This is a genomic window from Stutzerimonas sp. C6.4V, from assembly GCF_058536345.1.
This window is the reverse complement of the sequence record NZ_JBZUBM010000002.1, coordinates 22567-34625: the sequence shown is the minus strand read 5'-3', so window position 1 is coordinate 34625 and position 12059 is coordinate 22567. Positions and strand designations below refer to the sequence as shown.

Here is a 12059-nt window from a genome sequence, read left to right as displayed (position 1 = left end):
GGCCCCGCTAATTGAGGCTGTCGACAGGCTGCAACTACCGGTCGTCGCCGGCAAGGCTGGGTTATGTGCTGCAATGCTCTAGGCTATGCGCCGCGGCGCCCGCTTTAGGCTGCTCAGCTTGCCGCCCCGCTTCACACAAGGAGGTGTAACCGTCGAGGTGGCAATGCCACCTCCTGCTCCGTACGAACCGGGGAAACACTGTGACATCGTCTATACAACCGATGCGTCTGGTCCTGCTGGCCAGTGAGCCCGAGTGGGCCGAACAACTGCAGGCTGCGCTGGCGATTCTACGCAGTCGCGATCAGCTGATGATCGCCAACGATTGGTCTGCTGCCACGGCGCTGCTTTCCGAAAGCGGGCACAACCTGCTGCTTGCGACACCTGGCTGTCGCCCTCCCTCGGCGCACTTCCCCTGGCCGACCGTGCTGTTGCTTGCGGACGAGCCGCTGGAAACCCCGGATGGCGTGATCGACTGGCTTCCGGGCCCCAACGTTGGCGCTGAGATGTTGCGTCGCTGCCTGCGCTATGCCCGCGAACGCTGCAACCTGCAGGGGGCGCTGCAGCGCCTGGCGGTACAGGATGCGCTGACCGGCATCGCCAACCGTCAGGGTTTCCAGGCCTTGCTCGCATCGCGCCTGGCCGAACATGAAGGCGAGGGTTTGGCCCTGGGCTTTCTGGATCTGGATAATTTCCGTCGCGTTAACGACGCGCTGGGCCATCAGGCCGGGGACAGCCTGATCCTGCAGGTGGTGGCACGCTTGAGGTCACAGCTTGAGGTGGGTGACATCCTGGCTCGACTCGGCGGTGATGAATTCGCACTGTTGCTGGATACCGAGCGGCGACCGGGTCGCGCCGAGCTTGTTGCAGACCGTGTGGTGGAAGCCCTGGCTGAACCCTACTGGATCGATGGCGAAAGCCTGATGCTGGGCTGCAGTCTCGGTATCGCCCATGCCAAGGCGGACACCGATTCGGATCAGCTGCTCTGGCTGGGGCAGGTCGCCATGCGCCATGCCAAGGCCAGCCAGGGTTGTACCTGGTACCTCTTCAACGAGCGGGTCAACCGCAGCGCCAGCCATCTCGCCGATCTGGAAGGCGAGTTGCGCCGGGCGCTACGCCGCGACGACCTGGAGCTGCATTATCAACCGCGCCTGTGCATCGACACCGGGCGCATCGTCGGCATGGAGGCCCTGGTGCGCTGGCCGCATGCCGAGCGTGGCCTGCTGGGGCCGGATGAGTTCATCCCCATGGCCGAGGAAAGCGGCCTGATCGTGCCGCTGGGGTACTGGGTGATCGCGCGGGCGCTGCGCGACATGCAAAGCCTGCGCGAAAGCGGTGCAGGCGAGCTGCACATGGCGATCAACCTTTCGTTTCGGCAGTTCCAGGACAGCCAGATGCTGGCGACCCTGCAGCGGTTGATCGAGGAGCGCGGCATAGACCCGCACTGGCTGGAATTCGAGCTCACCGAAACCGCTGTGATGCGGCGCAGCGACCAGGTAAGCGGCACCATGAGCGCACTGGCGGCGCTCGGTGTGCGCTTCTCGCTGGACGACTTCGGGACCGGGTTCTCGTCGTTCGTGCACCTCAGTCGCCTGCCCATCAGTCTGTTGAAGATCGACAAGAGCTTTGTCGATCAGATGGCCGCACGGCCTAAGAATGGCCGGCTGGTTCGGGCGATGATCAGCCTGGCCCATACGCTGGGACTGGAAGTGGTGGCAGAAGGAGTAGAGGGCGCATCGCAGCTCGGGCAGCTGCGACGCTTTGGAGCGGATCAGATCCAGGGATACCTGATCAGCAAACCGCTGCCGTTGGCCGAGCTTCGGCCATTCCTCGACAAAAGCCGGACGGCTTACGCCAGTCTCTGAAACGAAGCGCCGGGCATGGGCCCGGCGCAATGGTCAACGGACCATGTGCAAGAAGTGCATGTGCTTCTCGTACTGGTCCAGGATGTCGCCGATTACCCCATCACGGCTCCAGCCCATCACATCGTAATTCTGCCCACCCTCCTTGAGGTGAACCTCGGCACGGAAGTAGGTGGCCTCGTCGGTATCGCCCTCTTCGGTTGCGACGAAACTCGGCATCGGATAACCGCGCGGGCGGATCTGGTAGATGAAGTCGGGTGCGCCTTCATGGGTGATCTGTAACCCGGTGCGGTTGTCTTCCCCGCCGGTAAGCTCCACGGCGTAGCCTTGCTTGCGAAGTTCTTCAGCCACTTCGGCGCAAGCGGGCGCTGCGATTTCGCTGATGAAACGCTCCACGTCACGACGGCGCGGATACTTGGTCAGGTTCTGTACGCGGCGCCGCCAGCCACCTTCGGACTGTGGAGCGGTGGGCGTGGTGCTGACCGTCTGGTAGCGCAGACCCTGCTTGGTCGCATCCACGCGCAACGCCTTGAGTAAGCCCCACATGGCGCAGAGCAACACGAGGGTGAAGGGTAATGCGCTGGCGATGGTCGCGGTTTGCAGCGCCGTCAGGCCGTCGGCAAGCAGCAGGGCGATGGCGACCGCACCCATGGAACCGGCCCAGAAGACTCGCTGCCATACAGGCGTCTGGCCTTGACCGCCCGAGGCGAGCATGTCCACGACGAGTGCACCGGAGTCCGCCGAGGTGATGAAGAACACCACCACCATGATGATCGCAATCAGTGACAGCAAGGATGCAAACGGAAAGTGCTCCAGGAATGCGAACAGCGCCAACGAGCTGTCACGCTCGATCGCTTCGCCCAGGCTGGTGACATGTTCCCAAAGGATCATGTGGATCGCGGTATCGCCAAAAACGGTCATCCACAGCAAGGTGAAGGCGGTCGGGACCAGCAGTACGCCGGTGACGAATTCGCGGATGGTGCGGCCGCGCGAGATGCGCGCGATAAACAGGCCCACAAAGGGCGACCATGCCAGCCACCAGCCCCAATAGAACAGCGTCCAGCCACCGATCCAGTCGTTCGGTTCGTAGGCGTAGAGGTTGAAGGTTGCAGTGACGATCTGCGAAAAGTAATTGCCGGTGTTTTGTACGAAGGTCTGCAGGATAAACACGGTCGGCCCGGTCACCAGTACCAGCACCAACAGCAGGACGGCCAGCGTCAGGTTCAGTTCCGACAGTCGGCGTACGCCTTTATCCAGGCCCGTCACCACCGAGATGGTGGCCAACACGGTTGTGCCGGCGATCAATGCGATCTGCACCGGAACCGAGATAGGCAGGCCATAAAGATGGTTGAGCCCGGTGTTGATTTGAGTGACGCCCAGCCCCAGTGACGTTGCAACGCCCAGGACGGTGCCGATGATGGCGAAGATGTCCACGGCGTGGCCGATGGGGCCATGGATGCGCTCGCCGATGAGTGGGTACAGCGCCGAGCGCAGCGTCAGTGGCAGGCCCTGGCGAAAGCTGAAGTAGGCCAGGATCATCGCCACGATGGCGTAGATGGCCCAGGCGTGCAGGCCCCAGTGAAAGAAGGTGATTTTCATGGCCTCGCGTGCCGCAGCGACCGTGCCACCTTCGCCAACCGGCGGCGAGAGGAAGTGCATGACCGGTTCGGCGACGCCAAAGAACATGAGACCGATGCCCATGCCCGCGGAGAACAGCATGGAAAACCAGGTCGGGTAGCTGTAGTCCGGCTCGCTGTGGTCAGGGCCCAGCTTGATCTCGCCATAACGGCTGAGCGCCAGCAACACGACCATCAACAGTATGACCGCGACAGCAAGAATGTAGAGCCAGCTGACGTTGGCGATGATCCAGGCCTGGACATCGCTGAACATGCTCTGCGCATGCTCCGGCGCGGCGACGCTGTAAACCACCAGCATCAGAATCAGGATGGCTGAGCCGTAGAAAACCGGGGGATTGAGGGTGGGAGAAGAAGACTTGTTGGCCTCCATGCTGCGCTCCTTTTAGTTACCAATTAGGGAGTGGCCGCCTGTGGCGAAGAGGGCGCAATCTAGCATACTGGTCGGTTTTCAACCGGTGGATTGCCAATTGCAACGAGGCTGCTCAACAGAATGGACCATCTAAACAGGCAAGTTGCAGCGGAAATTAAGCTTCTCCAAGACGCGTAGCTTCGTTTTCGGCGCGCTTTCTCGGTGCAGTCCGAAAGCCTCCCAGCTCAGCCAGCCTGGCCTCCAGGGCGGTATTGCAGTGCCTCGGCCAGGTGCACGCGGCCAATGGATTTGCCCTGTTGAAGGTCGGCCAGCGTGCGCGCAACCTTCAGTATCCGGTGTGCAGCACGCAGAGAGAGACCCAGGCGTTCGCAGGCGCGCTCCAGCCAAAGCTGATCGTCGGGCTGCAATTGGCAGTGGCTGCGCAAGCCTGAAAGGTCAAGAAAGGCGTTGGCGCAGCCTTGGCGGCGCAACTGAATCTGCCGTGCCTCGGCTACCTGTGCGGCCACCTGCTGTGTGGTATCGGTGCTGGCGAGCGGCACATTCAGGGAAGTGGCCTCGCGTGCGACCGTCAGATGCAGGTCGATGCGATCCAGCAGCGGCCCGGAAAGCTTGCCACGATAGCGCTGGATCTGATCGGGAGAGCAGCGGCATCGGCCGCTGGGGTCGCCAAGGTAGCCACAGGGACAGGGGTTCATTGCCGCGACCAGCTGAAAACGCGCCGGGAAGCGGACCTTGTCTCGCGCGCGGGCAATCACGATGCAGCCGGACTCCAGCGGCTCGCGCAGAACCTCCAGCACCTTGCGGTCGAATTCGGGCAGCTCGTCGAGAAACAGCACGCCCTGATGTGCCAGGGTGATTTCCCCAGGCCTCGGCCGACTGCCGCCGCCGACCAGAGCAGGGCCCGATGCACTGTGATGGGGCTGCCGGAATGGGCGCTGAGGCCAGTGTTCAAGCGGAGACTGGCTTGCAACCGAATGAATCGCGGCCACTTCCAGCGCCTCCTGCTCGTCCAGCGGGGGCAGCAAGCCGGGCAAACGGCTTGCCAGCAGGGTCTTGCCGGTCCCGGGAGGGCCCGAAAAGAGCAGATTATGCGCGCCGGCTGCGGCGACCAGCAGGCCGCGCTTGGCGGCGGCCTGCCCCTGCACATCCGCAAGGTCAGGGTAAGGCAGCACCTGGCGCAGCAGCCCTTGCGCCTTGAAGGGCTCGATGGTGGTTACGCCGTTGAAGTGCGCGGCCACTTCAAGAAGATGGTCAGCGACGTAGACCACCAATCCCGAGGCCAGGCTGGCTTCTTCGGCATTGGCTTGAGGTACCAGCAGCGCGCGTCCGGCCTGGCGTGCTGCCAATGCTGCAGGCAGCACCCCCTGAACCGGGCGTAGTGCGCCGGACAGGGCCAGTTCCCCCAGGCATTCCAAGGTGTCGAGGCGATCGCCGGGTATCTGTGCGCTGGCGGCCAGAATGCCGAGAGCGATGGCCAGGTCGAAACGGCCTCCATCCTTGGGCAGATCAGCAGGTGCCAGGTTGAGGGTGATGCGGCGCGCCGGGAAATCGAAGCCGGAAGTCAGGATCGCGCTGCGCACGCGGTCCTTGCTTTCCTTGACCGCGGTTTCCGGCAGCCCGACCAGTGCGAGCGAGGGCAGGCCGTTGGCCAGATGCGCCTCTACCGTTACGGCAGGCGCTTCCACGCCCAGCTGGGCGCGGCTGTGAACAATTGCGAGGGACATCCGATCACTCCTTTGATCGTTTCCTCCGGGTTCACTCGGAGGTGGGGGGCGTTAACTTCTCTTCGAGCTCGGCGACCTTGGCTTCGAGGGCTTCCAGCCTGGCTCGGGTGCGGGCAAGCACCACCATCTGGGTGTCGAACTCATCACGGCTGACCACATCGAGTTTGTTCAGAGCTCCCTGCACGATGCCTTTGAGCTGGGCTTCGATCTCCGCACGGGGCAGGGGATTTTCACCGTTGAAAAGGCGCGAGGCTTGCGAGCCGACGGCATCCAGGAACGCTTTGGGTGGGAACATGGGGATCACCTTTCTTTGAGCGACCGGCAGTGTAGCACGGCCGGTTCGCGCGTCATTTTTGCGCCCGTGCACGTTTTCGGGCATGTCGCCGCAGCAGGGCGCACTGAACTGGTGCGCAGGCAAAGGGCTTTGAGTCCGCATGATCTTGCGGGCCTGCAGTGGATCGCGCCAAACCGGCTATCCGACAAAATTGGCATCGATTCTGCTTGGTTCCTCGTGACGCAAGCACCTGCAGGTTGCGGGTCATAGGCGATTCGGGACGTTTCGTCGGATCGGTTGATGGTGTCGGATGCTCGCTCGGCGACGCCGGCGCGTTACAAGAGCCAGACACTGCGCTTAGACTTGAGCCGGGTTCGTACTTCTGGGGCAAGTCCACCTAAACGGGAGAAGTTTTCATGAAACTAGTCACTGCCATCATCAAGCCGTTCAAGCTGGACGACGTGCGCGAGTCGCTGTCCGAGATTGGCGTCCAGGGCATCACGGTTACCGAGGTCAAGGGCTTCGGTCGCCAGAAGGGCCATACCGAGCTGTACCGTGGCGCTGAGTACGTGGTCGATTTCCTGCCGAAGGTAAAGATCGACGTGGCCATCGCCGACGATCAGCTCGACCGTGTGATCGAGGCCATCACCAAGGCAGCCAACACCGGCAAGATCGGCGACGGCAAGATATTCGTCGTCAACCTGGAACAGGCCATTCGCATCCGTACAGGCGAAACCGATACCGACGCAATCTGACGGCCTGGCGCGTAGCGAACTGACGAGTCGGCATTAACGCCCTACGCCTCGCCACGCGCCACCGAGTATTTGCGATTGCCTGCTTGGCAGGCCTACGAACCCCCACGCCCCAGGAGTAAAACCATGACTCTGCGAAAATTCGCAGGGCTAGGAGCCCTTTTGTCTCTGATTTGCCCCGGCATCGCCATGGCGCAGGAGGCAACGCTTGATTCCGGCGATACGGCATGGATGCTCACGGCCACTGCGCTGGTGCTGCTCATGACGATTCCAGGCCTGGCGCTGTTCTATGGCGGCATGGTCCGTTCCAAGAACATCTTGTCGGTCATGATGCAGTGCTTCGCCATCACCGGCCTCATGAGCATCCTCTGGATGGTCTACGGCTACAGCCTGGCGTTCGACACGGCTGGCATGGAAGCAGGCGTCACCAACCTCAATTCGTTCGTCGGCGGGCTCGGTCGTGCCTTTCTCAGCGGCCTGACGCCTGACAGCCTCACCGGTACCGTACCGGAGAGTGTGTTCATCACCTTCCAGATGACCTTCGCCATCATCACACCAGCGCTGATCGTCGGTGCGTTCGCCGAGCGCATGAAGTTCTCCGCGATGCTGGTGTTCATGGGCGTCTGGTTCACGCTGGTCTATGCACCTATTGCACACATGGTCTGGGGTGGCGATGGCGGCCTGATGTGGGACTGGGGCGTGCTGGATTTTGCGGGCGGCACCGTGGTGCATATCAATGCCGGTATTGCCGGGCTGGTGGCGTGCCTGGTGCTCGGCAAGCGCAAGGGCTACCCGACCACGCCGATGGCACCTCACAACCTCGGTCTGACCCTGGTCGGCGCCGCGATGCTCTGGATCGGCTGGTTCGGTTTCAACGCCGGCTCCTCGCTGGCCGCCAACGGCACGGCCGGAATGGCTATGCTGGTGACCCAGATCGCCACCGCTGCGGCTGCGCTGAGCTGGATGTTCGCCGAATGGATGACCCACGGCAAACCCAGCGCCCTGGGTATCGCCTCCGGTGTTGTTGCCGGCCTGGTAGCCATCACCCCGGCGGCTGGCACGGTGGGCCCGATGGGCGCCCTGATCATCGGCTTGGCCTCGGGCGTTATCTGTTTCTTCTGCGCCACCAGCCTGAAACGCAAGCTCGGGTACGACGACTCGCTCGATGCCTTTGGCGTGCACGGCGTCGGCGGCATCGTTGGTGCGTTGCTCACTGGTGTGTTCGCAGCGCCGGCGCTGGGCGGCTTCGGTGAGGTGGAAAACATCGCACTGCAGCTGTGGATCCAGTTCAAGGGCGTGCTCTTCACGGTCGTGTACACCGCCATCGTCACCTTCGTGATCCTCAAGGTGATCGATGTGGTGATGGGGCTACGTGTCAGCGAAGAAGAAGAAACGGTCGGCCTGGATCTCAGCCTGCACAACGAGCGCGGCTACAACCTGTAAGCACACGGAGTGCGCCCGGAGCCAACCCGGGCGCCTTAACCGAACAGCGCCCACGGCGCTCGGCAAAAGGTGATAAAAAATGGATAGCACAGCTTTGATACCCGTCCAGTACGGACTCGATACCTTCTATTTCCTCATCTGCGGTGCGCTGGTGATGTGGATGGCGGCCGGTTTTTCCATGCTCGAAGCCGGTCTGGTCCGGGCGAAGAATACCGCCGAGATCCTCACCAAGAACATCGTGCTCTACGCCGTGGCCTCGATCATGTACCTGTTGATCGGCTACTACATCATGTACTCCAGCCCCGACGGCGGCATCCTGCCGAGCCTGGGCTTCCTGATCGGTGACGAGAACGCCGTGGACGTAGTCGCCGCCGGTGGCGAAGACGCACCGTACTACTCGACCCGTGCCGACTTCTTCTTCCAGGTCGTGTTCGCCGCGACCTGCATGTCGGTGGTCTCCGGCGCGGTGGCCGAGCGGATGAAGCTCTGGGCCTTCATCGCCTTCGCAGTGGTGATGACGGGCGTCATCTACCCGGTGCAGGGTTTCTGGAAATGGGGCGGTGGTTTCCTTGATGCAGCCGGCTTCCTGGACTTCGCAGGCTCCGGTCTGGTGCACATGGCCGGTGCTTCGGCGGCCTTGGCTGGCGTGTTGCTGCTGGGCCCGCGCAAGGGCAAGTACGGTCCGAACGGCCAGATCAATGCGATCCCCGGCGCCAACCTGCCGCTGGCGACCTTGGGTGCGTTCATCCTGTGGATGGGCTGGTTCGGTTTCAACGGCGGTTCGCAGCTGAAGATGAGCACCATCGAAGACGCCAATGCTGTCGCCCAGGTGTTCACCAACACCAATATGGCAGCTGCCGGCGGCCTTGTTGCAGCACTGATAACGGCGCGTCTGCTGTTCGGCAAGTCCGACCTGACCATGGTCCTCAACGGTGCACTGGCTGGTCTGGTTGCCATCACTGCCGAGCCGCTGACCCCGAGCGCGCTGCAGTCCGTGTTGATCGGCGGCGTAGGTGGCGTGCTGGTGGTGTTCAGCATCCTCGGCCTGGACAAGCTCAAGCTGGATGACCCGGTCGGTGCCATTTCGGTGCATGGCGTCGTAGGCATGTGGGGACTGCTGGCGGTGCCGCTGACCAACGCCGATGCGTCCTTTGGCGCTCAGCTGTTGGGCCTGGCTTCGATCTTTGCCTGGGTATTCATCGCCAGTCTGGTTGTCTGGGGGATTCTCAAGGCTGTCATCGGTTTGCGCGTGAGCGAAGAGGAGGAGTACGAGGGCGTCGATGTGGTCGAATGCGGCCTCGAGGCCTATCCGGAGTTCACCAACAAGCGTTGATTCATCATTTACCGACAGGGGCGCCTCAGGGCGCCCTTTGTTTTTTTTGGCACCGCGCTAGAATGCGCCCGTTCACGTGGTTGAGGAGCCGTGAAGCATGTGGCTACAGACGATGATCACGCTGCGTCCAAGGCCGCGAGGCTTCCATCTGATAACCGACGAGCTGCTTGCTCAACTGCCGGAACTGCAACAATGCCAGACCGGTCTGTTACACCTGTGGCTGCGGCATACCTCGGCGTCGTTGACGGTCAATGAGAATGCCGATGGTGCAGTCCGGCGCGATTTCGAGCGATTCTTCAATCGCTTGGTACCGCAGGGGCAGGGTGGCTACGAACACGATTATGAAGGGCCGGACGATCTACCCGCGCATTTCAAGGCAAGCCTGTTGGGCTGCCAGGTGAGTCTGCCTGTCAGTGAGGGGCGGCTGGCGTTGGGGACCTGGCAAGGTGTTTATCTCGGTGAGCACCGGGATCAAGGCGGCGCCAGGCAGGTACTGGCCACGTTGCATGGGATGGCGAGTTGAATTTTTTTTGGCGATGGCGAACAAAGCACATCGCTGGGCTATAACTTCCGCTTTGGCAAGGTACGAGGTTGAACATGAGTGACGAAGAACTAGAACAAGACGATCTGGACACTAGCGACGAGGACGAAGGCGAGGAGCTGGCTGCTGCCGATGACGGCGAAGTCGATAACAGCGCCGACGACGAAAGCACCGACAGTGACCGTGCGACGCCCACCAGTAAAAAGAAGGCCAAGGCGGTTGTAGTCGAAGAGCTGCCGAGCCTGGAAGCCAAGCAGAGGGAACGTGACGAGTTGGCTCGAGCAATGGAGGAGTTCCTGGCTCGCGGGGGGCGTGTACAGGAAGTCGAACCCAACGTGGTCGCGGATCCACCCAAGAAGCCCGACAGCAAATACGGAAGCCGTCCTATATAGATCCGGAAGGGTCGGGATCACACTAAGCTTCGCTCCGCAAGGCGTGACCGCAACAAAGCCCAACACCTGTGTTGGGCTTTGTTGTATCTGCGCTGCGGGTTCGTTGACCTGTTATCGCCACCTTGCGAGCAGGGCGGGGAGCTCTGCCAGGCTGCGAACCTCGGCGTCAGGCTGGGCCTCCTGCTGCCACGCTTTACTGCCCGGATTGAACCAGACGGCACGCATGCCGGCGCGCTGCGCACCACCGATATCGTCGTCAGGGTGATCGCCAATGTGCACCGCATGCTCGGCGGCTACTCCCGCTCGCCCAAGCGCCTCCCGGAACGGTCTAGGGTCCGGCTTGCCGATGCCCAAGTCCTCTGCGCACAGGGTGAACTGGAAGTAGTCGGCCAACCCCAGCCGCCGGACGTCCGCATTCCCGTTGGTCAGCACACCAAGCGTGTAGTGATTGGCCAGGCGCTCCAGTGTTGGGTGCACGTCCGGGAAAAGATCGATGGCATGCCGCGCTTCGAGAAAGACTTCGAATGCCTGGCTGGCAAGGTCTCGGGCGTCGCCCTCCGGGTAGCCGGCGTCATGCAAGGCATGGAACAGGATGCGTCGACGTAGCTCGCTGATGCGGTGCTTCAGGTCCGGCTCGGACTCGACCAGCATGCGGCGGATTGCAGCGAGCGACTCCACCGGAAACCCGCCCAGCCGAGGTGCATGCTGCCCGAGCCAATCGCGCAGACAATTTTCGGCGCTGTGAATGACCGGGCCGACATCCCACAAGGTGTCATCGAGGTCGAAGGTGATCAGTCGAATGGTCATGAGTCACTGCCTTGCTTGCGTTTGGCGCGAGGGTGCGCCTGGTCATAGACCTTGGCCAAATGTTGGAAGTCCAGGTGCGTATAAATCTGGGTAGTACCGATATCGGCGTGGCCGAGCAGTTCCTGCACCGAGCGAAGGTCCTGGGATGATTCCAGCAGATGACTGGCGAAGCTGTGCCTGAGCATATGCGGATGCAGGTGCTGGCCCAGCTCGCGAACGCCGGCCTGGCGCACCCGCAGCTGCACCGCGCGTGAGCCCAGACGCCGGCCTTGCTGGCTGACGAAAACCGCACCATCTGGCGGATTGCTCAATGCTCGCTGTGGCAGCCAGGCTTCGAGGGCTTCACGCGCCTTGCGGCCGACGGGCAGCACCCGCGCCTTGTTGCCCTTGCCATGAACCTGAACCAGCCCTGCGGGCAGGTCCAGCTGGTCGAGGTTCAGCCCGACCAGCTCGGCCAGACGCAACCCTGACGAATAGAACAGTTCGAGCATGGCCTGGTCACGATAGCCGATGAAGTCGCCTTCAACCCCGCCATCGAGCAGTTGCATGGCCCGATCGGTGTCGAGCAGTCGCGGTAGCCGCCGTTCACCCTTGGGGGCCGATATGCCCACCGCCGGGTCGTGTGTGCAACGGCCTTCCTGATTGAGGTAGCGGTACAGTCCGCGCAGCGAGGATAACAGGCGCGCAAGACTGCGCCCTGATTGACCCTGGCGATGCTGTTCGGCGATCAGTTGGCGGACATGAACACTCTTCAGCGAAGACCAGGTATCGAGCTGCTGCTTCTCGCAGAATGCCATGACCTTGCCGAGATCGCGCCGGTAGCCATCCAGCGTGTGCGGTGACACCTGCCGCTCGCTGCGCAGGTGCTGGAGATAGGCATCCAGATCAGTTTGCATCATCACGCTCTCAAGCCGGCACCACGTCCAG

11 protein-coding genes are annotated in these 12059 nt (G+C 62.3%); 6 read left to right on the top strand and 5 right to left on the bottom strand.

Annotation, left to right across the window (positions count from 1 at the left end):
* Positions 1 to 221 precede the first annotated feature (221 nt).
* On the top strand, positions 222 to 1862 hold the full coding sequence (locus tag AC4LFW_RS15990; protein ID WP_491822146.1) for a putative bifunctional diguanylate cyclase/phosphodiesterase: 1641 nt from the start codon (positions 222 to 224) through the stop codon (positions 1860 to 1862).
* Positions 1863 to 1895: 33 nt separating this feature from the next.
* On the opposite strand, the gene AC4LFW_RS15985 is transcribed toward AC4LFW_RS15990, so the two are convergent.
* The 3 genes from AC4LFW_RS15985 to AC4LFW_RS15975 form a co-directional block, all read right to left on the bottom strand.
* A complete protein-coding gene (locus AC4LFW_RS15985) occupies positions 1896 to 3866 on the bottom strand; it encodes a BCCT family transporter (protein ID WP_491820318.1) in 1971 nt (656 codons plus the stop codon).
* A gap of 224 nt (positions 3867 to 4090) precedes the next feature.
* Complete coding sequence (locus AC4LFW_RS15980) at positions 4091 to 5590, bottom strand: YifB family Mg chelatase-like AAA ATPase (protein WP_491820316.1); 1500 nt, start codon at positions 5588 to 5590, stop codon at positions 4091 to 4093.
* A gap of 31 nt (positions 5591 to 5621) precedes the next feature.
* Positions 5622 to 5885 carry an accessory factor UbiK family protein gene (locus AC4LFW_RS15975; RefSeq protein ID WP_491820315.1) on the bottom strand — a complete coding sequence of 88 codons (264 nt, stop codon included), beginning with the start codon at positions 5883 to 5885 and terminating at the stop codon, positions 5622 to 5624.
* Between the two features lie 395 nt (positions 5886 to 6280).
* Here AC4LFW_RS15975 and glnK point away from each other — a divergent pair, with 395 nt between their 5' ends.
* The 5 genes from glnK (at position 6281) to sutA (ending at position 10325) form a co-directional block, all read left to right on the top strand.
* Complete coding sequence (gene glnK, locus AC4LFW_RS15970; protein WP_003096476.1) at positions 6281 to 6619, top strand: P-II family nitrogen regulator; 339 nt, start codon at positions 6281 to 6283, stop codon at positions 6617 to 6619.
* A gap of 123 nt (positions 6620 to 6742) precedes the next feature.
* Positions 6743 to 8059 (top strand): ammonium transporter, encoded by a 1317-nt coding sequence (locus tag AC4LFW_RS15965; RefSeq protein WP_491820313.1) that lies wholly within the window; start codon positions 6743 to 6745, stop codon positions 8057 to 8059.
* Positions 8060 to 8138: 79 nt separating this feature from the next.
* Entirely contained in the window at positions 8139 to 9392 is a 1254-nt protein-coding gene (locus AC4LFW_RS15960; RefSeq protein ID WP_491820312.1) for an ammonium transporter, read from the top strand.
* 97 nt (positions 9393 to 9489) lie between these two features.
* A complete protein-coding gene (locus tag AC4LFW_RS15955) occupies positions 9490 to 9915 on the top strand; it encodes a secondary thiamine-phosphate synthase enzyme YjbQ (protein WP_491820311.1) in 426 nt (141 codons plus the stop codon).
* Between the two features lie 74 nt (positions 9916 to 9989).
* Complete coding sequence (gene sutA / locus AC4LFW_RS15950) at positions 9990 to 10325, top strand: dormancy-specific transcriptional regulator SutA (protein ID WP_491820310.1); 336 nt, start codon at positions 9990 to 9992, stop codon at positions 10323 to 10325.
* Positions 10326 to 10436: 111 nt separating this feature from the next.
* On the opposite strand, the gene AC4LFW_RS15945 is transcribed toward sutA, so the two are convergent.
* Both AC4LFW_RS15945 and xerC read right to left on the bottom strand, forming a co-directional pair.
* Positions 10437 to 11132: an HAD family hydrolase gene (locus AC4LFW_RS15945; RefSeq protein WP_491820308.1), complete on the bottom strand. Its 696-nt coding sequence runs from the start codon at positions 11130 to 11132 to the stop codon at positions 10437 to 10439.
* Entirely contained in the window at positions 11129 to 12028 is a 900-nt protein-coding gene (gene xerC, locus AC4LFW_RS15940; RefSeq protein WP_491822144.1) for a tyrosine recombinase XerC, read from the bottom strand. Before xerC ends, AC4LFW_RS15945 begins: the two co-directional genes overlap by 4 nt.
* Between the last annotated feature and the right edge of the window lie 31 nt (positions 12029 to 12059).